This window comes from Variovorax sp. ZS18.2.2, from assembly GCF_024701975.1.
Taxonomy (GTDB): Bacteria; Pseudomonadota; Gammaproteobacteria; order Burkholderiales; family Burkholderiaceae_C; genus Variovorax.
This window is the reverse complement of the sequence record NZ_JANLNM010000002.1, coordinates 532,772-557,938: the sequence shown is the minus strand read 5'-3', so window position 1 is coordinate 557,938 and position 25,167 is coordinate 532,772. Positions and strand designations below refer to the sequence as shown.

Sequence of the window (25,167 nt, the reverse complement as noted above, 5' to 3'; positions counted from 1 at the left end):
CGCCTATTTTGCGGGCGTCAGCTGGATACGCTCCACCGTCTCCTTTTCGACCGCCCCGCGGCTGTAGACCAGCGGCACGTATTTGCCCTCGACCCACAGCGGCGCGAGGTCGCGGTAGTTCGGGCTGTCGGGGTTGCCCGACTGGCCCGGGGTGTTGATCACGCGCGAGGCGTCCCAGTTGCCCACGTCGAGCACCATGCGGAACGACGCACCCGAGGTCAGTTTGTAGTCGCTCGCGCGGTAGGTCGCCGCCATCGGCGTGAAGCTGGAGCCGGACATCGGCCAGTCGCCCACATTGAGCTTCTTGCGCGTGGCCGCATCGACCACGCCGGCGAGCGGATGCAGGAACTCCGCACGGTGCAGGGTGCCCCACTTCCAGGCCGTCATGTCGGGCCCGAGCTTGGCGGTGAGTTCCTGCATCGCGGGCGGCAGCGTCTGCAGCAGCAGGGCATCGCGCTGCGCGTCGGTGATCCAGCCGAACGGGTTCTCAAGCAGCAGCACCATGCGCGTGTTGTCGCCCGGCGCTGCCAAAGGCGCGCCCACATCGCCCGCGCCGGCCTTGAGCACGGCCGCGCGCAGCGGCTTGCTGCTCCACACCTCGTAGAGCGCGGCCGCGGCGCTGTCGCGGTCCATCGTGCCGTCCCAGCCTTGCAGCATGCGCAGGCCGGCGGCCGTTTGCGCGTCGTCGCTGCGCAGGTTCGCCAGCAGCTTCAAGATCCGCTGTGCAGGCGTCGCGACGATGTCGTTCTGCATGCGCTCGGAGTCTTCGATGGTGAAGCGCGACCCGGCCGCCACCTTCGCGGCGAAGAGTTCCTTCAAGCGCCGCGCACGAGCCGCATCGCTCCACTCGTAGCCGACGCCCTTCTTCGCGGCCGGATGATCGGGCGGGATGTTGTTCTCGTTCGCGGTCACCACATAGCCGCGCGCGGGGTTGAATTCCGACGGCAGTTCGTCGCCATTGCGAAAGCCCGACCACTCGTAGCGGCCGTCGCCCGGCACGGGCATGAGGCCATCCCAGTTGGGCCGGATCGGCGTGAGCCCGCCCGGAATCCAGCCCACATTGCCGCTGCTGTCGGCATACACCTGGTTCTCACCCGGCGCGCCCCAGCGGTTCATCGCGGCGCGGAACTGGTCCCAGTTGCGTGCGCGCATGTAGTCCATCGAACCGAAGTACGGCGCCATGCCGGGCTCCAGCCAGGCGGCGCGCAGTGCATACGCGCGCCGCTTTCCGGGCTCGGAAAGCAGCACGGGGCCGTGGCGCGTGAAGGTGTTGACCACCTCCCGCGGAGCGCTCTCGCCGCGCACCGCGATGCGCTCGGTGACGCGCGTCATCGGCTCCCAGCGGCCCTGGTAGCGGTACTCGTTGGGGTTCTTCGGGTTGAGCTGGTACACGTACAGGTCTTCCTGGTCCATGTAGAAGCGCGTGAGGCCGAAGGCGATGGTGCCGTTGTGGCCGATCGACAGGCCAGGCAGGAAAGGCTCGCCCGCGCCGATGGCGTCCATGCCGGGCGCGCTCAGGTGCGTCATGTAGCGCAGGCTCGGCGCGCCGTGCGAGCGGTGCGGATCGTTGGCCAGGATGGGCCGGCCCGTGGAGGTGAGCTTCGGCGAGATGACCCAGTTGTTGCTGCCGTAGCCGCCCGTCGGGTCACCTTGCAGGGCTTGCTGCTGCGCTTCGTCCTGCTCGGCCTTTGCGGCGATGGATTCGGCGCTGCCGGGCAGCAGCGCCACCGGCGCAGCTGCCGTGCTCGTGTTCAAGCCGACCCGCGTGTTCTCTTTGGTGAAGCGCGGCGCATCGGTCGCCCGCAGGTAGGCCGCGCGCAGTTCTGCCGCAGGGATCGTGCAGGGATCGAACCCCACGGGCACCTTGGGCGTGACCGGCGGATCGAGTTCGCGGCGCAGCCAGTCGGCCTTGACGCCCGGGCCGCCGGCGCAGAAAGCGCGTGCGCGGTCGACCTCGGAAGTGAAATTGAGCGTGAGCCCGTGGTGGCGGATGCGCACCACGTCCTCGGGCGACCACGTCGCCGGCTGGTAGCCCAGCAATGCGAACTCGGTGGGCAGCAGCGCGGGCTGCGCGCGAACCTGCGCGACGTAGGCGTTGACGCCGGCGGTGAAGGCTTCGGCCACGCGCTTGGCGTCCGACCCGTAGGCCAGCCACTCGCGGTACATGTCGCCGCGGTAGAGCACGGCGCGCGCGGCGCGGTCGCTCTCGACCCAGGCGGGGCCGAAGTCCTTGGCCATTTCGCCGAGGCCGCGCTTGCGCCACAGGTCCATCTGCCAGAGCCGGTCGCGCGCGGCGATGAAGCCCTGCGCCACGAAGGCGTCGTAGAGCGTGCCCGCGTACAGGTGCGGCACGCCCCAGCGGTCGACCAGCACCTCGGCGGGTTTCTCGAGGCCGGGGACGGTGAAGGATGAAGCGGGGCGCGTGGGGGTGTCGCTGCCCGGAGGACTGGACGCGCACCCGGCGAGTGCGATGGCGGCAAGTGCGCCGAGGATGGAAAGCCGATGGCTCGGCATGCGTCGCGCTGCGAGGCGCGGGCTCGTTCTTTTCATGTGTCTCGTCTCCTGCCTTGTTGATGGCAGCGCACAGTATCCCGATTTCCACCGGCTGCCGGGTTACAAGGCATGACTTGTAGACTGGCGCGCTATGCAGCCCACACCCTCCTCTCCCTCCTGCAGCGGCTGGCTCGGCGGCGCCATCCGACGCATCGAAGCCGACTACCAGCGCAGCGCCGACACGCACCTGATCCCGCTCCCCCTGCCCGCGCTCGCGGCAGCGGGCATCGACCTGTACCTGAAGGACGAATCCACCCACCCGACCGGCAGCCTCAAGCACCGGCTCGCGCGTTCGCTCTTTCTCTACGCGCTGTGCAACGGCTGGGTGCGCGAGGGCACGACCATCGTCGAGGCTTCGAGCGGTTCGACGGCGGTGAGCGAGGCCTACTTCGCGCGGCTGCTGGGTCTGCCCTTCATCGCGGTGATGCCGCGCAGCACCTCGCCCGAGAAGGTCGCGCAGATCGCCTTCTACGGCGCGAGCTGCCACTTCGTCGACCACGCGGCAGAGGTGTACGAGGAAGCCCGCGCGCTGGCCGAGCGCACCGGCGGCCACTACATGGACCAGTTCACGTATGCCGAGCGCGCGACCGACTGGCGCGGCAACAACAACATCGCCGAGAGCATGTTCCAGCAGATGGCGCGGGAACGCCATCCGATACCGGAATGGATCGTGGTGGGTGCTGGCACCGGCGGCACCAGCGCGACCATCGGCCGGTACCTGCGCTACCGCTGCCACGACACGCAGGTGTGCGTGCCCGACCCTGAGGGCTCGGTGTTCTCGGCCTACCACCGCACGGGCGACGCCAAGCTGACGGCAGTCGGCTCGCGCATCGAAGGCATCGGGCGGCCGCGCGTGGAGCCGAGCTTCATCCGCACGCTGGTCGATCGCATGATCGAGGTGCCGAATCTCGATTCGGTGGCGGCGATGCATGCACTCTCGGCGCTGCTGGGACGCAAGGTGGGGCCGTCGACGGGCACCAACTTCATCGGCATGCTGGCGGTGGCACAGGAGATGCGCGCAGCCGGACGGCAGGGCTCGATCCTGTCGCTGCTGTGCGATTCGGGCGAGCGCTACCTGCCGAGCTACCACGATGCGTCGTGGGTGCAGAACGCGTTCGGCGACATCGGGCCGGCGCAGCAGCGCGTCGATGCGCTGGTGGCGGGGTGATGCCACTCTCGTCCTTCGGTCCTTTCGGCCTCTCGCGGCGCAGCCTGCTGCTCGCCGCCCTGGCCGCGGCGCCTGCGAGCTGGGCATTGCCTTTGCGCACGTTGCAGTTCCCTCGCGACTTCGGCAGCCACCCCGACCTGCAGACCGAGTGGTGGTACATCACCGGCCACGCGAAGAGCGCGGCGGGGCGCGAGTTCGGCTTCCAGGTGACCTTCTTCCGCTCCCGCATCGACGCGACCCAGAACATGCGCTCGGCCTTCGCCGCGAAGAACCTCGTGTTCGCGCATGCGGCCGTTACCGACCTCGAAGGCCGCATGTTGCTGCACGACCAGCGCATCGCGCGCGCGGGCTTCGGCGTCGCATCGGCCAGCGAAGCCGACACCGATGTGCGGCTGCGCGACTGGTCGCTGGTGCGCAAGGACGGCAGCTATGCGGCGCGCATTCCGGCCGGAGAGTTCGCGCTCGACCTGCGCTTCACGCCGACACAGCCGGTGCTGCTGCAAGGCAACGCCGGCCTCTCGCGCAAGGGGCCCGACGAAGCACAGGCGAGCTACTACTACAGCGAGCCCCAGCTCAAGACGCAGGGCAAGCTCACGCTCAAGGGCCAGTCCTTCGAGGTCGCTGGCACCGCATGGCTCGACCACGAATGGAGCGAAGCGCTGATGCACCCCGAGGCTGTGGGCTGGGACTGGATCGGCATGAACCTTGACGACGGTGGCGCGCTCACCGCCTTTCATTTGCGTCGAAAGGACGGCAGCGCTTTGTGGGGTGGCGGCTCGTTCCGCACGCGCGACGGTGTCCTGCGGGTCTTCAAGAACGACGAGGTGCGTTTCGAGAGCCTCAACGCGTGGAACAGTCCGCGCACGCAGGCGAAGTACCCGACGCAGTGGCGTGTGCAGACGCCGTCCGGCAACTTCGAGGTGCGCGCCCTGCTGGACGACCAGGAACTGGACAGCCGGGGTTCGACTGGCGGCGTGTACTGGGAAGGCCTCAGCGACCTGCTCGATGCGCAGGGAAAGCGCGTGGGCCGGGGCTATCTGGAAATGACGGGCTACGCTGCGCCGCTGCGGCTGTAGTTTCTGCTCGGGGTGCGTGCGCAGGCCACCGTGTGCCCCCATCGAAAAAACGGGGCAGCATGCATCCGTTTCACGGGCTGCGTCGTAAGTCCCGGCATGAACATCCATCACCCCCTGAAAACGCTGGTCGTTGCCGGTGCCCTGCTGTTGTCGATCAGCGCCACCTTCGCCGTTGCGGCGCCACCCGACGTCGCGCTCAAGCCGCTGGAAGCCACCGACTCCGTGATCAGCGACATCAGCGCGAGTGATCGCACCCGGCCGTTCCTGCCTGGAGAAAAACTGCTGTACTTCACGAACATCAAGAACGGAGACCAGGTGAGGTCGCCGTTTCGCGTCGCGTTCGTGGCTTCGGGGATGGGGGTTTCGCCCGTGGTCGCGGGCGACATCAAGAACACCGGGCATCACCACATCCTGATCGACATGCCACTGCCGGTGGACATCAAGGCGCCGATTCCTTTCGACAAGCCGGGCGAATACCTGCACCAGCACTACAAGCACTACGGCAACGGCGAAACCGAAGCGGTGCTCGACCTGCCGCCCGGCAAGCACAAGCTGCGGCTGCTGTTCGCCAACCACCAGCATGTGCCGTACTACGTGACCAGCCGGGAGATCGAGATCACGGTGCTTCCGAAGGCCAACTAGTGTGCTGTCCCGCAAATAGCTGCGCAGACGAAATCGATGCGTTTCGCGTCAGGGCAAGGCGCAAACCGCAGCGATACCCGTAGGTATCGCGAGGATTTGCAACGCCGCCTTGGCGTGAAAGGCGCGATTTCGTGCGCAGCTATTTGTGGGACAGCACACTCGCGCGCAAAGCCTGACAACCGGCGACGACTTCCGTGCGTTGGCAGTTCGCATACCCACGATCTGGAAAAAACGGAGGATCCATGAAGATTCGACTCGCCGCGCTCGGCCTGGCCAGCGCTTTGGCATTGCTGGCCACGCCCCTTGGCGCGAACGCACAGGTCTCGGTGAACATCAACGTTCCCGGGCTGGTCATGGTGGCGCCGCCGCCGCCACGTTACGAGGCACCACCGCCACCGCGCGGCGGCTATGTCTGGGTGCCGGGCCGCTGGGCCTGGGACGGCCGCGCGTATGCGTGGCAACGCGGCGGCTGGCGGCCCGCGCGGTCGGGCTATGCCTATGCGCCGGGCCGCTGGGTCGAAGACCGTGGCGGTTGGCGCTGGACCGAAGGCGACTGGCGCCGCCGTGAAGCCCGCCGCAACCGCGACTGGGACGACGGCCACCGGCGGCACGACCGCGATGACCGCCGCCATGGCCACCGCGGGCATGACCGCGACCATGGCCGCGATTTCTGCCCGCCCGGCCAGGCGAAAAAAGGCAACTGCTGACGCCAACAAAAAAGGGAGCCTGTGCTCCCTTTCTTGCTTATTCCTTTGCCTGCTTGGCGCGTCGCCGGTCGATGAACGCAATGATCTCGCCCATGATCCCTTTACGGAACGCGAGCACGCAGATCACGAAGATGAGGCCCGTGACCATGGTCACCGACTCGCCCAGCGTGTTGAACCAGTCGATGGTCGTGATGCGCGCGAGGAAGTTGCCGAGTTCGCCGATCTTGTTCTCCAGCAGCACCACCACCGCAGAGCCGACCAGCGGACCCGAGAGCGTGCCCAGGCCACCCACCAGCGTCATCAGGATGACCTGGCCCGAGGCGGTCCAGTGCACGTCCGACAGCGTGGCGAAACCCAGCACCAGCGTCTTGAGCGAGCCGGCCAGGCCCGAAAGCGCCGCCGAGATCACGAAGGCCAGCAGCTTGAAGCGGCTCACGTCGTAGCCCAGCGAGAGCGCACGCGGCTCGTTCTCCTTGATGCCCTTCAACACCTGCCCGAACGGCGAGTGGATGGTGCGCACGATCAAGAGGAACGCGGCCACCACGACCACCAGCGCGACGTAGTACATCGTGAGGTCGTTCGACAGGTCGATGACGCCGAAGAGCTTGCCGCGCGGCACGCCCTGCAGGCCGTCTTCGCCGCCGGTGAACCGGGCCTGCAGCGCGACGAAGAACATCATCTGCGCGAGTGCGAGCGTGATCATCGCGAAGTAGATGCCCTGGCGGCGGATGGCCACGATGCCGAAGATCCAGCCGAGGAAGGCGCCGCTCAGGGTGCCTGCAATCAGGCCCAGTTCGGGCGTGAGGCCCCAGACCTTCATCGCATGGCCTGCCACGTACGCGGAGCCGCCCAGGAAGGCCGCATGGCCGAAGGACAGCAGGCCGGTGAAGCCCAGCAGCAGATTGAAGGCCGCAGCGAACAGCGCGAAGCACATGAGCTTCATCACGAACACCGGGTAGGCGCCGAAGAACGGCGCGAGCACCAGCGCAACCAGCAGCAGCGCGTAGACGACGGTGGATATCTTTTTCATGTTCATGCCGTCCGCCTTATTTCTCTTTGCCGAACAGGCCGGCGGGGCGAATCAAAAGCACGATGACCATGATCACGAAAACGACAGTGGAGGAAGCCTCCGGGTAGAAAACCTTGGTGAGGCCCTCGATCACCCCGAGCCCCAGGCCCGTGAGGATCGCGCCCATGATCGAGCCCATGCCACCGATCACGACCACGGCGAACACCACGATGATGAGGTTCTGCCCCATCAACGGCGACACCTGCATCACCGGCGCAGCCAGCACGCCCGCGAAGGCCGCGAGCGCGCAGCCGAAGGCGTAGGTCAGCGTGATCATCAGCGGCACGTTGACGCCGAAGGCCTCCACCAGGCGCGGGTTCTCGGTGCCGGCGCGCAGGTACGCACCCAGGCGCGTCTTCTCGATCACGTACCAGGTGGCAAAGCAGATCACCAGCGAGGCGACGACCACCCAGGCGCGGTAGTTGGGCAACACCATGAAGCCGAGGTCGGTGGCGCTGGAGAGCGCATCGGGCGCGTCGTAGGGCAGGCCCGAGACGCCGTAGACCGAGCGGAACACGCCCTCGATCAGCAACGTGAGGCCGAGCGTGAGAAGCAAACCGTAGAGGTGGTCAAGCTTGTAGATCCAGCGCAGCAAGAGCCGTTCGATCACCACGCCGAACAGACCGATGACGATAGGCGCCGCGACCAGCATCACCCAGTAGTTGATGCCGAAATACTCCATGGCCATCCAGGTCAGGACGGCCCCCAGCATGAACAGCGCGCCGTGCGCGAAGTTGATGACGTTGAGCAAACCGAAGATCACCGCCAGCCCGAGGCTCAGGATGGCGTAGAACGAGCCGTTGACCAGCCCCAGGAGGAGCTGGCTCAACAAGGCAGGAAGGGAAATGTTCATAAGCGTTTCAACGAACCCGGGCGCCGCGGCGGCGCCCGCGGGAGATCACTTCCAGAGGGCGCACTTGCTCTCGGCCTTGGTCGTGAAGACCTCTTCGCCCTTGAGCTTCTGGATCACCTTGTAGTAGTCCCACGGCTGCTTCGATTCGGCCGGCGACTTGACCTGCACCAGGTACATGTCGTGCACGAAGCGGCCGTCGGCGCGCACGGTGCCCTTGGCGTAGAAGTCGTCGATGGGCGTGGCCTTGATGGTCTCCATCACCTTGTCGGCATCGACCGTCTTGGCGGCCTGCACGGCCTTCAGGTAGGTCATGGTGGCCGAGTAGTCGGCGGCCTGGATGTCGGTGGGCATGCGCTTGGTCTTCTCGAAGAAGCGCTTGCCGAAGGCGCGCGTCTTGTCGTCCAGGTTCCAGTCCCAGCTGGTGGTGAGCAGCAGGCCCTCGGTGTTCTTCAGGCCCAGGCTGTGCACGTCGGTCACGAACACCAGGAGGCCCACCATCTTCATCGACTTGGTGATGCCGAATTCCTTGGCCGCCTTGATCGAGTTGATGGTGTCGCCGCCGGCATTGGCGAGCGCGAGCACCTGTGCCTTGGAGTTCTGCGCCTGCAGCAGGAACGAAGAGAAGTCCGACGTGTTGAGCGGGTGCTTCACGCTCCCGAGCACGGTGCCGCCCTTCTCCTTCACCACCTTGGTGGCGTCGGCTTCGAGGGCCTGGCCGAAGGCGTAGTCAGCCGTCAGGAAATACCAGCTCTTGTCGCCGCGCGCGATCACCGCGCCGCCGGTGCCCTTGGCCAGCGCCACGGTGTCGTAGGCGTAGTGCACGGTGTAGGGAGTGCACTGGTCGTTGGTGAGCGCCGAGCTGCCCGCGCCGTTGACGATGAAGACGCGCTTCTTCTCCTGCGCCACCTTGGCCATGGCCAGGGCGGTGCCCGAGCTGGTGCCGCCGAACAGCATCGTCAGGCCCTGCGTGTCGATCCACTCGCGCGCCTTGGAGGCGGCGATGTCGGCCTTGTTCTGGTGGTCGGCCGACAGGAGCTCGATAGGCATGCCGTTGACCTTGCCGCCGAAGTCGTCGATGGCCATCTGGATCGCGAGGGCGCCGTTCTTGCCCTCCACGTCCGCGTAGAGGCTCGACATGTCGGTGATGAAACCGATCTTGACCTTGTCCTGGGCCTGGGCGGCGCCGGCGGCCAGTGCTGCAGCAGCGAAAACGGCGGTGAAGGCGAATGCTTTTTTCATGGGAGGTCCTGAGAGGGGTATCGGTGGGTTATTTCCAGAGGGCGCACTTGGACTCGGCCTTGGTGGTGAACACCGTGTCGCCGGGCAGCTTCTTCACGAGCTTGTAGTAGTCCCACGGGGTCTTCGATTCGGCGGGCGACTTGACCTGCATGAGGTACATGTCGTGCACGTAGCGACCGTCCGCGCGGATCTGGCCCGAACCGAAGAAGTCGTGGAGCTTCATCTTCTTGAGCTCTGCCATGACCTTGTCGGCATCGTCCGACTTCGCGGCATCCACGGCCTTGAGGTAGGTCATGGTGGCCGAATAGTCGGCAGCCTGGATCTCGGTGGGCATGCGCTTGGCCTTGTCGAAGAAGCGCTTGGCGAACTTGCGCGTGTCGTCGTTCAGGTCCCAGTACCAGCTGGTGGTGAACTGCAGGCCTTCGGTGTTCTTCAGGCCCAGGCTGTGCACGTCGCTCAGGAAGATCAGCAGGCCGGCCAGCTTCATGGTCTTGCCGATGCCGAATTCCTTGGCGGCCTTGATGCTGTTGACGGTGTCGCCGCCCGCATTGGCCAGGCCGAGGATCTGGGCCTTGGAGTTCTGCGCCTGCAGCAGGAACGACGAGAAGTCGGACGCGTTGAGCGGGTGGCGCACCGCGCCGACGATCGTGCCGCCCTTGGCCTTGACGACGGTGGAGGTGTCGGCTTCCAGCGCATGGCCGAAGGCGTAGTCGGCAGTCAGGAAGAACCAGGTCTTGCCACCGCCGTCGACCACGGCCGCACCGGTGCCCTTGGCCAGCGCCACGGTGTCGTAGGCGTAATGCACGGTGTAGGGCGAGCACTGTTCGTTGGTCAGCACCGACGATGCGGCGCCGTTGTTGAAGTACACCCGCTTCTTTTCGGCCGCCACCTTGGCCAGCGCCAGGCCGACGCCGGAGTTGGTGCCGCCGAACAGCATCGTCAGGCCCTGCGTGTCGATCCACTCGCGCGCCTTGGAGGCGGCGATGTCGGGCTTGTTCTGGTGGTCCACCGTCAGCAGCTCGACCGGCTTGCCGGCCGCCTTGCCGCCGAAGTCGTCGATCGCCATCTGGATCGCCAGCGCGCCGTTCTTGCCTTCGAGGTCGGCATACAGGCTCGACATGTCGGTGACGAAGCCGATCCTGATCTTGTCCTGGGCCTGCGCCTGGGCGGCCGTGGCCAGCGCCAGTGCGCTGAAAGCCAGGGCGAATGCGGTGAGCCTGTTTTTCATGTTTGTCTCCAGCAGAAGCAACGGGTGAATGAACCTAGACGCCGAGCAACTCGGTGAGCACAGGCATCTTGGCTTCGAGCTCGGCCGCGCCGAACTTCTCCACGATGCGGCCGTGCTCCATCACGTAGAAGCGGTCGGCCAGCGGCGCGGCGAAGCGGAAGTTCTGCTCGACCATCACGATGGTGTAGCCCTTGGCGCGCAGCATGGTGATCATGCGGGCCAGCGCCTGCACGATGACCGGTGCGAGACCTTCGGAAATCTCGTCAAGCAGGAGCAGCTTGGCGCCCGTGCGCAGGATGCGCGCGACGGCCAGCATCTGCTGCTCGCCGCCCGAAAGGCGCGTGCCCTGGCTGTGGCGGCGCTCGGCCAGGTTGGGGAACATCGCATAGATCTCTTCGACCGACATGCCCGGCCCGGCGCCCTTGAGTTCGGGGGGCAGCATCAGGTTCTCTTCGCACGACAGGCTCGCGAAGATGCCGCGTTCCTCGGGGCAGTAGCCGATGCCGAGGTGCGCGATGCGGTGCGTCGGCATCGCAATGGTCTCTTTGCCGTTGACTTCGATGCTGCCCTTGCGGGCGCCGGTCAAACCCATGATCGCGCGCAAGGTGGTGGTGCGGCCTGCGCCGTTGCGGCCCAGCAGCGTGACGACTTCGCCGGGCTGCACGACCATGTCCACGCCATGCAGCACGTGCGACTCGCCGTACCAGGCCTGGAGGCCCTTGATTTCGAGTGCGGCGGTCATCAGTGCGCGCCCTGCATTTCGCCGTCAGTGGTGCCCATGTAGGCCTCCATGACCTGCGGGTTCTTCGAGACTTCGGCGTAGGGCCCTTCGGCCAGCACGGCGCCGCGCTGCAGCACGGTGATGGTGTCGGCGATGGTGGAGACCACGCTCATGTTGTGTTCGACCATCAGGATGGTGCGTCCGGCCGACACGCGCTTGATGAGTTCGGCCACCCGGTGCACGTCTTCATGGCCCATGCCCTGCGTGGGTTCGTCCAGCAGCATCAGTTCGGGCTCCATCGCCAGCGTGGTGGCGATCTCGAGCGCGCGCTTGCGGCCGTAGGGCAGGTTCACCGTCTGCTCGTCGGCGAGTTCTTCCAGGCCGACTTCAGCCAGCAGCTCGCGGGCTCTGGCATCCAGTGGCTTGAGCGACTTCTCGCTTTTCCAGAAGTGGTACGAGGTGCCCAGGCGCCGCTGCAGCCCGAGGCGCACGTTTTCCAGCAGCGTCAGGTGCGGGAACACGGCCGAGATCTGGAACGAGCGGATGATGCCGCGCCGCGCGATCTGCGCGGGGCGCTCGCCGGTGATGTCCTGCCCGTTGAACAGGATCGTGCCCGTGGTCGGCTCGAGGAATTTCGTGAGCAGGTTGAAGCAAGTGGTCTTGCCGGCGCCATTGGGGCCGATGAGCGCGTGGATCGAGCCGCGCACCACCGAGAGGTTGACCTTGCTGACCGCGGTGAACCCCTTGAATTCCTTGGTGAGCTGGCGTGTTTCGAGGATGACGTCGCTCATCTCGCGAGGTCGCCCGGGTTCGGAAAAAAGAAGTCGGTCATGCAGTCCATCTCGGCGCGCGCCACCATGGAGCGCGGACCGATTGTTGGTGGGCGACCCGCACTTGCATACTGGGGCAAATGCCTATGCTGCACTGCAACCTGCGCACAGCAGGGAAGTTATGCACGATCACCAACTGTCATCGCAGTGACAATGCGGCTTCCCGCCCGACAACCCTCCATGCAATCCATGACCGTAACGATCCGCGATGTGGCCGAGGCCGCCGGTGTGTCGATCAGCACCGTGTCGCGCGCACTGAAGAACCAGCGCGGCCTCTCGGACGACACCCGCCGCATGATCCGCAAGATCGCCAGCGACGTCGGCTACAACGCCGGGCGCCTGCGCAGCGCAAAGGCCAAGCGGCTGGTCTTCATGGTGCATCGCCAGCACAGCCACTTCTCGGTCAACCCCTTCTTCTCCGACGTGCTGCACGGGGTGGAGGACGCCTGCCGCGAGTTCGGCATCGTGCCCACGCTGCTCACCTGCGGCCCGACCGACCCGATCCGCGAACAGCTGCGTCTGCACGAGCCCGACATGATCCTGGCGGCGGGCTTCTTCGAGACCGAGGTGCTCGACATGGTGGCCGGGCTCGAACTGCCCTTCGCGCTGATCGACTTCTCGTTGCGCGACATGCTCGCGGTGAACCCCGACAACGCGACCGGCGGCTTCCTGGCCACGCGCCACCTGCTGGACATCGGCCGCCAGCGCATCGCCTACATCGCGGGATCGCTCGCGCATGTGAGCATCCTGGAGCGGGCCCAGGGCTACCGACGGGCACTGTTCGAGGCGGGCGTCCTCGCCGATCCGGAGCTGGAGGTGGTCGCGCCGCTGGGCCTGCCGCACGACCGTGGCGCCTTCGCTGCAATGCAGCAGCTGCTGCGCCTGCGCAAACCGCCAGATGCCGTGTTCGCCTGCAACGACATGGCCGCGCTCGCGGCACTCGATGCCTGCCTCGCAGCCGGCCTGCGCGTGCCCGAGGACGTCGCGATCGTGGGCTTCGACGATGTGCTGACCGCGGCATCGGCCAAGCCGCCGCTCACCACGGTGCGCGTGGACCGCCAGGCGCTGGGCCGCATGGGCGTCGAACTGGCAATGCAGGGCAGCTCGCTGCCGCGCCTGAACACGCTGCCGGTCGAGCTCATCGTGCGGCAGAGCACTGTGGGCTGAAGCCCCCTCTTCCTCGCGTTTTTCTCTCCGGCAAGGCGGCCTTTGTTGCGCTGCCAACGCCGTGTTTCGTCCGGGAAAGCACAAGGCGGGAAGGCAGACAGCGCTGCCTAAACTGCCGCGCACCCTGCAACCGGAGAAACACATGAAGAAGAACGCCGTCGCACTCGCAACAAGCCTTGCCGTTGGTCTCACCATCGGTCTTGCCGGCACCGCCGCCATGGCCCAGCAGCAAAGCGTGGAGGTCCTGCACTGGTGGACCTCGGGCAGCGAGGCCGGCGCGCTCAACGTGCTCAAGGCCAACCTCGAGAAGCAGGGCGTGAAGTGGAACGACATGCCCGTGGCCGGCGGCGGTGGCGAGGCCGCGATGACCGCGCTGCGCGCCCGCGTGACCTCGGGCAACCCGCCCACCGCCTCGCAGATGCTGGGCTTCGACATCCTCGACTGGGGCAAGCAGGGCGTGGTCGCCGACCTCAACGCGCTCGCGCAGAAGGACGGCTGGGACAAGGTGGTGCCCCCCGCCCTGCAGAAATTCTCGAAGTACAACGGCAAGTGGATCGCCGCGCCGGTGAACGTGCACTCGACCAACTGGGTCTGGGCCAACCAGGCCGTGCTCGCGAAGGCCGGCGTGACGGCCGAGCCGAAGACCTGGGATGAATTCATCGCCGCCGCAGAGAAAGTGCAGAAGGCCGGCTTCATCGCCCTCGCCCACGGCGGCCAGCCGTGGCAGGACGCGACGCTGTTCGACAGCGTGGCCATGGCCACCGGCGGCGTCGACTACTACCGCAAGGCCTTCATCGATCTCGACACCAAGACCATCAATTCGCCCACCACCGAGAAGGTGTTCCAGCGCATGGCGCAGTTGCGCAAGCTGGTGGACAAGGACTTCTCGGGCCGCGACTGGAACGTGGCCTCGGGCATGGTGATCGGCGGCAAGGCCGGTTTCCAGATCATGGGCGACTGGGCCAAGGGCGAGTTCGTCAACGCCAAGCTGGTGCCGGGCAAGGACTTCGCCTGCTTCCGCTTCCCGGGTACGCAGGGCACGGTCACCTTCAACGCCGACCAGTTCGTGATGTTCACGCTCAAGGACGCCGGCAAGACCGCCGCGCAGCAGAAGCTCGCCGCCGCGATCATGGACCCGGGCTTCCAGTCGACCTTCAACGTGGCCAAGGGCTCGGCCCCCGCGCGCACCGACGTGCCCGACACCGCCTTCGACGCCTGCGGCAAGAAGGCCATCAAGGACCTGGCCGAAGCCAGCAAGGCCAACACGCTGGTGGGCTCCATCGGCCACGGCCATGCGGAGCCGGCCTCGATCAAGAACGCGTTCTACGACGTGATCACGCGCCACTTCAACGGCCAACTGGACGACAAGAAGGCAGTCGCTGCCATGGTCTCGGCCGCGAAGAACTGATGCGCTGCCGCTCCAGAGTGCCCAGGGTGTCCGGCGTGCCTGCGCGTTCATGAAGGCCGGACTGCTGCCCAAGCTGCTGCTGACCCCGAGCGCCCTGCTCGTGCTGGTGTGCGTGTACGGCTACATCATGTTCACGGTCTACCTGTCGTTCACGACATCGACCATGCTGCCCACCACCGAGTGGGCTGGCACGGCCGCCTACGAACGGCTGCTGGGGCTGGAGAACTGGGAGGTGTCGCTGCGCAACCTGGCGATCTTCGCGAGCCTCTACATCGTCGTGGCGATGGCGCTGGGCCTTGCGCTGGCGATCCTCATCGACCAGAAGGTGCGCGCCGAGGGCGTGCTGCGCTCGATCTACCTGTACCCGATGGCGCTCTCGCTGATCGTGACCGGCACGGCGTGGAAGTGGCTGCTCGACCCCGGCGTGGGCATCGAGCACACGCTGCAGAGCCTGGGCTGGAGCGGCTTCTCGTTCGGCTGGATCAAGGACGGCGACATGGCGATCTACTGCGTGGTCATCGCCGCCGTTTGGCAGACCACCGGCTTCGTGATGGCGATGTTCCTCGCGGGGCTGCGCGGCGTCGACGGCGAGCAGATCAGCGCGGCACGGGTCGATGGCGCGCGGCCCTGGCAGATCTACACGCGCATCGTGATCCCGCAGCTCGGTCCGGTGTTCGTCTCGGCCTTCGTGATCCTGGCGCACATGGCGATCAAGTCGTACGACCTGGTGATCGCGCTCACCAACGGCGGGCCGGGGCGCTCGACCTGGCTGCCCTCGGTGTTCATGTACCAGTACACCTTCACGCGCAACGAGATGGCGGTGGGTGCGGCGAGTTCGGTCTTGATGCTCGCGGCCATCGGCGTCGTGGTGGTGCCTTACCTGCTGCGCGAGATGCGAGGGGCGAAACATGGCTGAACGCGCGATGCGCTTCGTTCTCTACGCCGTGCTGCTGGTGCTGGCCTTCGTGTTCCTGATGCCGGTCTACGTGATGGTCATCAATTCGCTGAAACCGCTGGAAGAAATCCGCAGCGGCAACCTGATGACGCTGCCCATCGATTGGACCCTCGAGCCCTGGCGCGCGGCCTGGAGCACGGCACAGATCGGCGTGCAGCCCACGGGGTTGAAGCCCTACTTCATCAACTCGTTCCTGCTGGTGGTGCCGGCGGTAGCCATCTCCACGCTCATCGGCGCGCTGAACGGCTACATCCTCACGCAGTACCGCATCCGCGGCGCGCACCTGCTGTTCGCGGCGATGCTGTTCTCGGTGTTCATTCCGTTCCAGATCGTGCTGATCCCGATGGCGCGCACGCTGGGGTTCCTCGGCATCGCGGGCACGGTGACGGGGCTGATCTTCGTGAACGTGGTGTACGGCATCGGCTTCACCACACTCTTTTTCCGCAACTACTACGCGGCCTTTCCGCAGGAACTGGTGCATTCGGCGCGCATGGACGGGGCGGGCTTCTTCGGGGTGCTGCTGCGCATCTTGCTCCCCAACAGCACGCCGATCATCGTGGTGACGGTGATCTGGCAGTTCACCAATATCTGGAACGAATTCCTGTTCGGCGCTTCGTTCAGCGACTACAGCTCATTCCCGATCACGGTGGCGCTCAACAACCTTGTGAACAGTTCCACCGGGGTCAAGGAATACAACGTGCATTTCGCGGGGGCGTTCATTGCGGCGCTGCCCACGCTGGTGGTGTATCTGGTGTCCGGAAAATATTTCGTGCGCGGCCTGATGGCCGGCTCGGTCAAAGGTTAGTGAATGGCTTCGTTGGACCTGATTGGTATTCGCAAGAGCTTCGGCCCCGTCCAGATACTTCACGACATCTCCATCACGCTGAAGGACGGCGAGTTCCTCGTGCTGGTCGGCCCTTCGGGCTGCGGCAAGAGCACGCTGATGAACATCATCGCGGGGCTGGAGGAGCCCACCGGGGGCGAGCTGCGCCTCAATGGCGCGGACATCACGAAGACCGCGCCCGCCGAGCGCAACATCTCGATGGTGTTCCAGTCGTACGCGCTCTACCCCAACATGACGGTGGCCAAGAACATCGAATTCCCGCTGGAGATGCGCAAGGTCGACAAGGCCGCGCGCGCCGAGCGCGTGAAGAAGGTGGGTGAGCTGCTGCAGATCGGCCACCTGATGGACCGCAAGCCGCGCCAGCTCTCGGGCGGCCAGCGCCAGCGCGTGGCCATCGGCCGGGCGCTGGCGCGCGAGCCGCAGCTCTACCTGTTCGACGAGCCGCTCTCCAACCTCGATGCGCAGCTGCGGCTGGACATGCGCACCGAGATCAAGAAGCTGCACCAGCGGCTCAACGCCACCATCGTCTACGTCACGCACGACCAGATCGAGGCAATGACGCTGGCCACGCGCATCGCGGTGATGAAGGGCGGCGTGCTGCAGCAACTGGGCACGCCGCACGAGGTGTACAACCGGCCGGCCAACACCTTCGTCGCGAGCTTCATGGGCTCGCCGCGCATGAACCTGCTGCGCATGCGGGTGGCGATGTCGCCTGCCGGCGGGCTGGAGCTGCTGACCGCCGGCGGCGGCGGTGCGGTGCGCATCGACCTGCCGCTGTCGCTGACGCCCGCGCAACTGCATGCCTATGCGGGCCAGGAAGTGATCGTGGGGCTGCGCGCCGAGGCGGTCGGGCTGGCAGGTGCCGACGCCGCGGCGCAGGGTTCGCAGCGGCTGGTGAGCGCGCGCGTGCAGGTGGTGGAGCCGACCGGTGCAGATACGCTGGTGCTGCTCGACCTTGGCGGGCATGATTTCACCGCGCGCCTGCCGCCCGACGTGACGCTGCAGCCCGGAGCCACGGCGCATTTCGCGATCGACCTGTCGAAGATCGTCTTCTTCGACACCGAGACGGAAACGCTGATCGCCTGACGGCACAGCATGGCAAGGAGAGGACGCCCATGACCGACTGGATGAACGACATTCCCCACGCGGTGGTGCAGGCCCAGCGCGCCCTGCGCACCAGCGTGCCCGATCTCGCCCGTCGCTTCGCGCTCGAAACCGAGTTCCTCGAGGACGAAGTGGCCATGGTGCGTGCCGAGCAGGCCAGCGGTGGCGCGGTGCCCGAACTGGCCTATGCCGACATTGCGCACGGGCGCGTGTCGCCCGAACAGATCGCGCGCATCCACCGGCGCGGCTGCGTGGTGGTGCGCGGCGTGTTCGACGCGGCGCAGGTACAGGCGTGGAACGAAGAAATCCATCGCTACATCGACGGCAACGACTACTACGCACACGCACGCGCCAAGGCGGGCCTCGACAAGTACTTCAGCGCGCTGGCCTCGGGCCGGCCGCAGATCTTCGGCCTCTACTGGTCGCGCCCGCAGATGCAGGCGCGGCAGGACGAGCGCATGCACGCGACGCGCGCTTTCCTCAACCGCCTCTGGACCTTCGAGAAGAACGGCACCCGCTTCTTCGACCCCGACCGCCAGGCCAACTACGCTGACCGCATCCGCCGCCGCGAGCCCGGCGATTCGACACTGGGCCTGTCGCCACACTCCGATGGCGGCTCGGTCGAGCGCTGGTGCGAGCCGACCTTCCGGCACGTGTACCGCGAGGTGTTCGAAGGCGACCTCGCGCGCTTCGACCCCTTCGATGCCGAGGGCCGCACCGAGACGCGCGAGATTCCCTCCCCTGCGGTCTGCTCGGCCTTTCGCACCTTCCAGGGCTGGACAGCACTCTCGCGCCAGGGCCCGGGCGACGGCACGCTTCGGCTGGTGCCGATCGCGCGCACCGCGCCCTGGATGCTGCTGCGCGCACTGCAGCCCGACGTGCCCGAAGGCGACCTCTGCGGCGCGCAGCCGGGCCGCGCGCTCGGCGCCACCGCCGAGTGGCATGCCGAGTTGCGCGACGGGCTGATCCCGATTCCGCTGGTGGAGCCCGGCGACACCGTGTGGTGGCACTCCGACGTGATCCATGCCGTTGAGGACGAGCACCGCGGCAGCCAGCACAGCAGCGTGATCTACATCTCTGCAGCGCCCTGGTGCGAGAAGAACCGCGTTTTCATGGAGCGGCAGGCGCCGGCCTTCCTGGCCGGACGCAGCAGCCCCGATTTCGCACCCGAAGACTACGAGGTCGATTTCAAAGGCCGCGCCACACCCGACGACCTGACGCCCCTCGGGCTGCGGCAGATGGGCTTGCGCGCCTGGGATTGACGAACCCCATTTCCTTTTTTTTTCATGCCCGACTTCCGCTCACCCGATTTCCTGATCGACCACATCCGGCACACGCTGGCCTTCTACGAACCGCGCGACACCGATCCTTCGGGCGGCTTCTTTCATTTCTTCAAGGACGACGGCACGGTCTACGACCACCGCACGCGCCACCTGGTGAGCAGCACGCGCTTCGTGTTCAACCACGCGAACGCGTACCGCCGCTTCGGCAAGGCGGCGGACCTGGACGCGGTGCGGCACGGTCTGGCCTTCCTGCAACACGCGCATGCGCTGCCCGGTGGCGGCTACGCATGGCAGATCGACTGGCACGAAGGCCGCGCCACGGTGCTGGACGGTACTCAGCACTGCTACGGCCTGGCCTTCGTGCTGCTCGCGCATGCGCACGCGCTGATGGCCGGCGTGAGCGAGGCGCGCGAGGGACTTGAACATGCGTGGGACCTGATGGAGCAGCACTTCTGGGAGCCGCGCCACGACCTGTACGCCGACGAAGCCACGGCCGACTGGCGCGTGTCGCCCTACCGCGGCCAGAACGCCAACATGCACGCCTGCGAAGCGATGGTGGCGGCCTTCGAGGCGACGCGCGACACGCGCTACCTCGACCGCGCGCTCGCACTCGCCGAGGCCGTGACGGGCCGGCAGGCCGCGCTGGCCGACGGGCTGGTGTGGGAGCACTACCGCGCGGACTGGTCGGTCGACTGGGACTTCAACCGCGGCGACCGCAGCGACATCTTTCGGCCCTGGGGTTTCCAGACCGGCCACCTGACCGAGTGGGCCAAGCTGCTGCTGCAGCTGGAACGCCTCTTGAATGCACAAGGCCGCGAAGCCGACTGGATCGTGCCGCGCGCCCGCCATTTCTTCGACACCGCGATGTTCCGCGGCTGGGATGCGGACAACGGCGGGCTGGTCTACGGCTTCGCGCCCGACGGCTCGGTGTACGACGGCGACAAGTATTTCTGGGTGCAGGCCGAGAGCTTTGCCGCCGCCGCCCTGCTCGCGGTGCGCACCGGCGAGGCGAGCTACTGGGACTGGTACGACAGCATCTGGGCGTACTCGTGGGCGCACTTCGTGGACCACAAGCATGGCGCGTGGTACCGCATCCTCACGCCGCAGAACCAGAAGATCAGCGACGAAAAAAGCCCGGCCGGCAAGACCGATTACCACACGATGGGCGCGTGCTACGACGTGCTGAAGGCGCTGGGCAAATAAAAACCCCCAGGGTCCGGAAGGAGCCTGGGGGTGATGGTGACCACGGCGTGTGTTGTCAGTGCGCGCCGGCTGCAGCGTCGCCGCCGGCACCGCCCTTCTGCGGCTTGGCCAGCCACACCAGCGGAATCAGCAGCAGGAACAGGATCGCCGACGCGTAGAAGATGTCGTTCGTCGCGAGCATGTAGGCCTGCTGGTCGACCAGGCGGTTGATCTGCCCCATCACCTGGTCGGTGCTGAAGCCGCTGCCGGACAGGCCAGCCATCGCGCTGGTGGCGGCGTTGTTGCCCTGGTTGATGGTTTCCGCGAGCTGCGCGTGGTGCAGCGTCGCGCGGTTGTCCCACAGCGTGGTGGTGAGCGAGGTGCCCATCGCGCCGGCCGTGATCCGCAGGAAATTCGACAACCCCGAGGCGGCCGGAATGCGGTCGGGCGTCAAGCCCGACAGCGTGATCGTCACCAGCGGGATGAAGAAGAACGCCATCGCGATGCCCTGGATGATCGTCGGGATGATGATCGTCACGAAGTCGGCCTGCGTGTTGAAGTTCGACCGCATCCACAGGATCAGCGCGAACACCAGGAACGAGAAGGTCGCATAGCGGCGCGGATCGATCTTGGCCACCGTAAGCCCGACGATGGGCGAGAAGAAGATCGCCAGCAGCCCCACGGGCGCCATGATCATCCCCGCCTGCGTCGCGGTGTAGCCCATCCACTGCTGCAGCCACAGCGGCAGCAGCACCACGTTGCCGAAGAAGAGACCATAGGCCACGGCCGTTGCCACGGCGCCCGACCAGAAGTTGCGGCGCTTGAAGAGCGACAGGTCGACCACCGGGTGCTTGTCGGTCAGCTCCCAGATGAGGAAGAACGCGAAGCCGACCACGGCCACCACCGCCATCGTGACGATCTGCGGCGAGTGGAACCAGTCGAGTTCCTTGCCCTTGTCGAGCATCAGCTGCATCGAGCCCACCCACAGCACCAGCAGCGCCAGGCCGATGGCGTCGATCGGCACCTTGTGCGTGGTGCTCTCGCGCTTGCGATAGAGCGTCCAGGTGATGGCGGCTGCAACGATGCCCACGGGGATGTTGATGTAGAAAATCCACGGCCACGAGATGTTGTCGGTGATCCAGCCGCCGAGCAGCGGCCCCATCACCGGCGCGACCAGCGTGGTCATCGACCACATCGCCATCGCGAGGCCCGCTTTGGCCTTCGGATAGCTCGACAGCAACAGCGTCTGCGACAGCGGAATCATCGGACCGGCGACAAAGCCCTGCAGCGCGCGGAACAGGATCAGCGTGGTCATGTTCGGCGCCAGGCCGCACAGCAGCGAGGCCATCATGAACAGGATCACGCTCGCCATGAACAGGCGCACCTGGCCGAAGCGCTGGGTCATGAAACCCGTGAGCGGCACCGCGATGGCGTTGGCCACCGCGAAGCTGGTGATGACCCAGGTGCCCTGCGTGGTGCTCACGCCCAGGTCACCCGAGATGGCGGGCAACGACACGTTCGCGATCGACGAGTCGAGCACGTTCATGAAGGTTGCCGCAGACAGCGCGATCGTGCCCCACACGCGGGCGGAGCCCTCGAGCGGTGCGTGCGCTATGTAAGCGGGAGCGGCGGTGGCCATTGCGCGTGCTTTTTCAGTTCAAGCGAAGCGGGCAACGATCAACCGGGCTGGCCCTGCGTGGCTACCTGCGCGCCGTTGGCTGCCGGCGCCGCGGCCGGGCTCTTGGCCGGTGCGGTCGTGGCGGTGGCCGATGCGGCGCGGCCGAGGTTGGCTGCGACGATGCGGTCCACTTCGGCATCGGCGCCGCGGTCGAGCTGGCTGTAGACCTGCGTCTGCGTGAGCGCGCTGCCGCGCGGCGCGTCGGCGAGCATCTTGCCGCTCTTGGAGGAGATGTCGATCTCGGCGTCCATCGACAGGCCGATGCGCAGCGGGTTGGCCTTGAGTTGTTCGGCGTCGAGCGCGATGCGCACGGGCACGCGCTGCACCACCTTGATCCAGTTGCCGGTGGCGTTCTGCGCGGGCAGCAGTGCAAACGCGCTGCCGGTGCCGACGCCCAGGCCGGCGACCTTGCCGTCGTACTCGACCTTCTTGCCGTAGACGTCGGCCGTGAGCTTTACGGGCTGGCCGATGCGGATGTTGCGCAGCTGCACTTCCTTGAAGTTGGCATCGACCCACAGCTGGTTGAGCGGCACGATCGACATCATCGGCGTGCCGGCCGCGACGCGCTGGCCGAGCTGCACGGTGCGCTTGGCAACGTAGCCGTCGACCGGCGCAGGCATCGCGACGCGCTGGGTGGCGAGGTAGGCCTCGCGCACCTTGGCGGCGGCGGCCAGCACGCTCGGGTGCTGCGCGACGCTGGTGCCTTCGGTCAGCGACTGGTTGCTCACCAGCGCTTCCTTCGCGGCGACCACGCCGGCCTGTGCGGCGGCGAGTTGGCTCTTGGCGGTGTCGAGCTGCGTTTCGGCGTGGTTGAGTTCTTCCTTCGACACGGCCCCGTTGCCCGAGAGCGCACGGCGGCGTTGCAGGTCGTCCTGAGCCTTGGCGATGTCGCTCTGGGCCTTGACGATGTCCGACTGCCGCAGCGTGATCTGTGCAGCCAGCGAACCGTTGTTGGCGTAGAGCGTGCGCGTCTGGCGCACGGTCTGGGCCAGCGCGGCTTCGGCCTGTTCGAGCGAGACCTTGGCATCCGCCGGGTCGAGTTGCACCAGCGGCTGGCCGGCCTTCACGAAGTCGGTGTCGTCGGCGTTGATGGCCATGACGGTGCCGCCGATCTGCGGCGTGATCTGGATGACGTTGCCCTGCACGTAGGCGTTGTCGGTGTCCTCGTAGTGGCTGGCGACCAGCCATTCGTAGAGGCCCCAGCCGCCGCCGGCGACGATCACCACGGCCGCCAATGCGGTCAGCGCGCGGCGGCGCTTGCCGTTACCGGCGGGCGCTTCGGGTGCAACAGGAGCTGCGGTGGCAGCGGACGTCGGAGTGTTGTTGTCGCTCATGATGAATTTCTTTCCGAAGACGAGGGAGTCGAGTCAGTTCAGTTCACTGCGGCCGTCGGGGCCGATGCGGTGGCGGTGGTCGGAGGCTGCCAGCCGCCGCCGAGGGCTCGCGCCAGGCCCACCTGGGTGTCGAGAGCGCGCGCTGCCAGATCGACGGCCAGCCGGCGCTGCGACAGCACGGAGGTTTCCGCCGTCAGCACGTTGAGGTAGTTGCCGAGACCGGCGCGGTAGCGCTGCACGGCGATGTCATAAGCGCCTTCGGCGGCCGTTTGCGCAGCGCGCTGTTCGGTCTGCTGGCGGGTGATCGACTGGGCGCTGGAGACTTGGTCGGCTGCATCGCGCACGGCGTCGAGCACCGTGGCGTTGTAGCTTTCGACCGCCACGTCCAGGTCGGCGGACTTGCCGCGCAGGTTGGCGCGCAGCTTGCCGCCTTCGAAGATCGGCAGGCTGATGGCCGGGCCCACGCCCCACTGCTCGCTGCCCGACTTGAGCAGCTTGCCGAAGCCCAGGCTCTGGAAGCCGACGAAGGCCGTGAGGTTCACGTTGGGATAGAACTGGGTCTTGGCATTGGCCACATCGCTCGTCGCGGCCTCGACACGCCAACGCGCAGCGGCGATGTCGGCGCGGCGGCCCAGCAGGTCGGCCGGAATGTTGGCCTGCAACGCCATCGGCTTGACACCGGCGAGCACCGGCGGCTTGAGGGATGCAGACACGTTGGGCTGGCCCACGAGTGCGTCGAGCGCGTGCTGCTGCAGTGCGATCTGCTCGTTGAGCGCTTCGATCTGCTGGCGTGCTTCGGGCAGGCCGCCTTCGCTCTGGCGCAGTTCGAGGCGGGTGTCGAGGCCGGCGGAGACGCGGTCGCGCACGAGCTTCAGGGTTTCGTCGCGCTGGGCGAGCGTGCGTTGCGCCACCGTGAGCTGGTCGTTCAGGCGCGCCCACTGGAAGTAGCTGCGCGCCACATTGCTGGCGAGCAGCACGCGGGCGGCATCGGCATCGGCCGTGGCGGCGTTGGCGGCGCCGATGGCCGTATCAAGCGCGGTGCGGTTCTTGCCGAAGAAGTCGAGCTCCCAGCTCGCGCCGAGCTGCAGCAGGCCGACGTTCTGGACCGAGCCACCGAGCGGCGCCGGGTAGATGTAGTTGGTGTTGAACTTCTGGCGGTTCAGGTCGAGCTCGCCGCTGACCTGGGGCTTGAGCGCCGCGCCGGCGATGTCCGCCGAGGCCTGCGCACGCGCGAGACGGGCCTGCGCGACCTGCAGGTTCGGGTTGCCGGCCACGGCCTGGTCGATCAGCGTGTTGAGCTGCGTGTCGCCGAAGGCGAGCCACCACTGGGTGTCGAGCCGCGAAACCGGCGCCGCGGCGCTGTCGGGCGCGATGCCCAGCGACGACGCATCGCGCAATTTGGCCTGCGAGCCGATGCCGGCCATGTCGGCACAGCCGGCCAGCGCCACCAGCAGCAACGCGGCTGCGACGACCGGAGCGCGGCGCATGGCGCGCACGGCGGGAGTGCGACGCACAGCGCGCACGGCGAGGGAATCATTCATTTTTATCTCCACGGGCCGCGAGGGCCTGCGCGTTGTCGAGGATGCGGCGCAGGTAGCCCTTGAGCTGCTCCCATTCCTCGGTGGTGAAACCTGCCAGGTGCTCGTTCTGCACGCGGCTGAGCACGTAAGGCACTTCCTTGGCGGCGGCACGGCCTTCGTCGGTGAGCTCGATGTTGACCACGCGGCGGTCTTCGAGCGAACGCACGCGACGGCACAGGCCCTTGGCTTCGAGGCGGTCGAGGAGCCGCGTCATGGCACCGGTGTCGAGCTCGCAGGCGCGGGCCAGTTCGGCCACCGTGGTGGCCGCACCGATGTGCAGCTTGTACAGCGGCACCCATTGCGGATAGGTCGGGCTGCCAGGCTCGCACATACGGGTTTCTACTGATTGGCCTACCGCCGTAACGATGCGGCGCATCAGATAACCGATGCTTTCCTCGGTCTGGTAACTCTCCGCCCGGTAGAAGACAGGCGGACGACGCACAGCGTCATCGGGGTCCGACGAGGCTTGGGGGTTGGTTGCATCGCTCATGGGTCAAAATATTAGCTGCCATGGCAGTTATTGTCAAGGCTGCCTTTGCAGGGGCA

The 25,167-nt window shown here is 66.7% G+C and carries 22 protein-coding genes; 11 read left to right on the top strand and 11 right to left on the bottom strand.

Annotation, left to right across the window (positions count from 1 at the left end):
* Positions 1 to 3: 3 nt before the first annotated feature.
* Positions 4 to 2,514 carry a penicillin acylase family protein gene (locus tag NU688_RS13070; protein ID WP_374684649.1) on the bottom strand — a complete coding sequence of 837 codons (2,511 nt, stop codon included), beginning with the start codon at positions 2,512 to 2,514 and terminating at the stop codon, positions 4 to 6.
* Between the two features lie 130 nt (positions 2,515 to 2,644).
* Here NU688_RS13070 and NU688_RS13065 point away from each other — a divergent pair, with 130 nt between their 5' ends.
* The 4 genes from NU688_RS13065 (at position 2,645) to NU688_RS13050 (ending at position 6,146) form a co-directional block, all read left to right on the top strand.
* Entirely contained in the window at positions 2,645 to 3,721 is a 1,077-nt protein-coding gene (locus NU688_RS13065) for a PLP-dependent cysteine synthase family protein (RefSeq protein ID WP_257861048.1), read from the top strand.
* Positions 3,721 to 4,797, top strand: coding sequence for a carotenoid 1,2-hydratase (locus NU688_RS13060; RefSeq protein ID WP_257861047.1), 1,077 nt, complete (start codon positions 3,721 to 3,723; stop codon positions 4,795 to 4,797). Before NU688_RS13065 ends, NU688_RS13060 begins: the two co-directional genes overlap by 1 nt.
* A 96-nt stretch (positions 4,798 to 4,893) precedes the next feature.
* Positions 4,894 to 5,439 carry a DUF4399 domain-containing protein gene (locus NU688_RS13055; protein ID WP_257861046.1) on the top strand — a complete coding sequence of 182 codons (546 nt, stop codon included), beginning with the start codon at positions 4,894 to 4,896 and terminating at the stop codon, positions 5,437 to 5,439.
* A gap of 242 nt (positions 5,440 to 5,681) precedes the next feature.
* On the top strand, positions 5,682 to 6,146 hold the full coding sequence (locus NU688_RS13050; RefSeq protein ID WP_257861045.1) for a hypothetical protein: 465 nt from the start codon (positions 5,682 to 5,684) through the stop codon (positions 6,144 to 6,146).
* 37 nt (positions 6,147 to 6,183) lie between these two features.
* Here the strand turns inward: NU688_RS13050 and NU688_RS13045 are convergent, their stop codons facing one another.
* From NU688_RS13045 to NU688_RS13020, 6 genes are read right to left on the bottom strand one after another with little or no spacing between them, the layout of a single operon-like run.
* A complete protein-coding gene (locus NU688_RS13045; RefSeq protein ID WP_257861044.1) occupies positions 6,184 to 7,182 on the bottom strand; it encodes a branched-chain amino acid ABC transporter permease in 999 nt (332 codons plus the stop codon).
* 10 nt (positions 7,183 to 7,192) lie between these two features.
* Positions 7,193 to 8,068: a branched-chain amino acid ABC transporter permease gene (locus tag NU688_RS13040; RefSeq protein ID WP_257861043.1), complete on the bottom strand. Its 876-nt coding sequence runs from the start codon at positions 8,066 to 8,068 to the stop codon at positions 7,193 to 7,195.
* A 45-nt stretch (positions 8,069 to 8,113) separates the two neighbouring features.
* Positions 8,114 to 9,307, bottom strand: a complete 1,194-nt coding sequence (locus NU688_RS13035) for an ABC transporter substrate-binding protein (RefSeq protein WP_257861042.1) — start codon at positions 9,305 to 9,307, stop codon at positions 8,114 to 8,116.
* 28 nt (positions 9,308 to 9,335) lie between these two features.
* A complete protein-coding gene (locus NU688_RS13030) occupies positions 9,336 to 10,535 on the bottom strand; it encodes an ABC transporter substrate-binding protein (RefSeq protein ID WP_257861041.1) in 1,200 nt (399 codons plus the stop codon).
* Between the two features lie 34 nt (positions 10,536 to 10,569).
* Positions 10,570 to 11,277 carry an ABC transporter ATP-binding protein gene (locus NU688_RS13025; protein WP_257861040.1) on the bottom strand — a complete coding sequence of 236 codons (708 nt, stop codon included), beginning with the start codon at positions 11,275 to 11,277 and terminating at the stop codon, positions 10,570 to 10,572.
* Positions 11,277 to 12,047, bottom strand: coding sequence for an ABC transporter ATP-binding protein (locus NU688_RS13020; protein WP_013542391.1), 771 nt, complete (start codon positions 12,045 to 12,047; stop codon positions 11,277 to 11,279). Before NU688_RS13020 ends, NU688_RS13025 begins: the two co-directional genes overlap by 1 nt.
* A 228-nt stretch (positions 12,048 to 12,275) precedes the next feature.
* Here NU688_RS13020 and NU688_RS13015 point away from each other — a divergent pair, with 228 nt between their 5' ends.
* From NU688_RS13015 to NU688_RS12985, 7 genes are all read left to right on the top strand, one after another.
* Positions 12,276 to 13,253 (top strand): LacI family DNA-binding transcriptional regulator, encoded by a 978-nt coding sequence (locus tag NU688_RS13015; protein WP_257861038.1) that lies wholly within the window; start codon positions 12,276 to 12,278, stop codon positions 13,251 to 13,253.
* Between the two features lie 142 nt (positions 13,254 to 13,395).
* Positions 13,396 to 14,661: an ABC transporter substrate-binding protein gene (locus tag NU688_RS13010; RefSeq protein WP_257861037.1), complete on the top strand. Its 1,266-nt coding sequence runs from the start codon at positions 13,396 to 13,398 to the stop codon at positions 14,659 to 14,661.
* Positions 14,662 to 14,710: 49 nt separating this feature from the next.
* Positions 14,711 to 15,577 (top strand): carbohydrate ABC transporter permease, encoded by an 867-nt coding sequence (locus NU688_RS13005; protein WP_257861035.1) that lies wholly within the window; start codon positions 14,711 to 14,713, stop codon positions 15,575 to 15,577.
* Positions 15,570 to 16,421 carry a carbohydrate ABC transporter permease gene (locus NU688_RS13000; protein ID WP_257861034.1) on the top strand — a complete coding sequence of 284 codons (852 nt, stop codon included), beginning with the start codon at positions 15,570 to 15,572 and terminating at the stop codon, positions 16,419 to 16,421. Before NU688_RS13005 ends, NU688_RS13000 begins: the two co-directional genes overlap by 8 nt.
* A gap of 3 nt (positions 16,422 to 16,424) precedes the next feature.
* Positions 16,425 to 17,546, top strand: a complete 1,122-nt coding sequence (locus NU688_RS12995; protein WP_257861033.1) for an ABC transporter ATP-binding protein — start codon at positions 16,425 to 16,427, stop codon at positions 17,544 to 17,546.
* A gap of 29 nt (positions 17,547 to 17,575) precedes the next feature.
* The gene (locus NU688_RS12990) at positions 17,576 to 18,826 is read left to right on the top strand and encodes a DUF1479 domain-containing protein (protein WP_257861032.1); all 1,251 of its coding nucleotides are present in this window, start codon (positions 17,576 to 17,578) and stop codon (positions 18,824 to 18,826) included.
* 24 nt (positions 18,827 to 18,850) lie between these two features.
* The gene (locus NU688_RS12985; RefSeq protein WP_257861031.1) at positions 18,851 to 20,050 is read left to right on the top strand and encodes an AGE family epimerase/isomerase; all 1,200 of its coding nucleotides are present in this window, start codon (positions 18,851 to 18,853) and stop codon (positions 20,048 to 20,050) included.
* Positions 20,051 to 20,105: 55 nt separating this feature from the next.
* Here NU688_RS12985 and NU688_RS12980 read toward each other — a convergent pair whose 3' ends face one another.
* From NU688_RS12980 to NU688_RS12965, 4 genes are read right to left on the bottom strand one after another with little or no spacing between them, the layout of a single operon-like run.
* Positions 20,106 to 21,668 carry a DHA2 family efflux MFS transporter permease subunit gene (locus tag NU688_RS12980; protein ID WP_257861030.1) on the bottom strand — a complete coding sequence of 521 codons (1,563 nt, stop codon included), beginning with the start codon at positions 21,666 to 21,668 and terminating at the stop codon, positions 20,106 to 20,108.
* 38 nt (positions 21,669 to 21,706) lie between these two features.
* A complete protein-coding gene (locus NU688_RS12975) occupies positions 21,707 to 23,041 on the bottom strand; it encodes an efflux RND transporter periplasmic adaptor subunit (protein ID WP_257861029.1) in 1,335 nt (444 codons plus the stop codon).
* 38 nt (positions 23,042 to 23,079) lie between these two features.
* Entirely contained in the window at positions 23,080 to 24,582 is a 1,503-nt protein-coding gene (locus NU688_RS12970) for an efflux transporter outer membrane subunit (RefSeq protein WP_257861028.1), read from the bottom strand.
* Positions 24,575 to 25,111, bottom strand: coding sequence for a MarR family winged helix-turn-helix transcriptional regulator (locus tag NU688_RS12965; protein WP_257861027.1), 537 nt, complete (start codon positions 25,109 to 25,111; stop codon positions 24,575 to 24,577). Before NU688_RS12965 ends, NU688_RS12970 begins: the two co-directional genes overlap by 8 nt.
* Between the last annotated feature and the right edge of the window lie 56 nt (positions 25,112 to 25,167).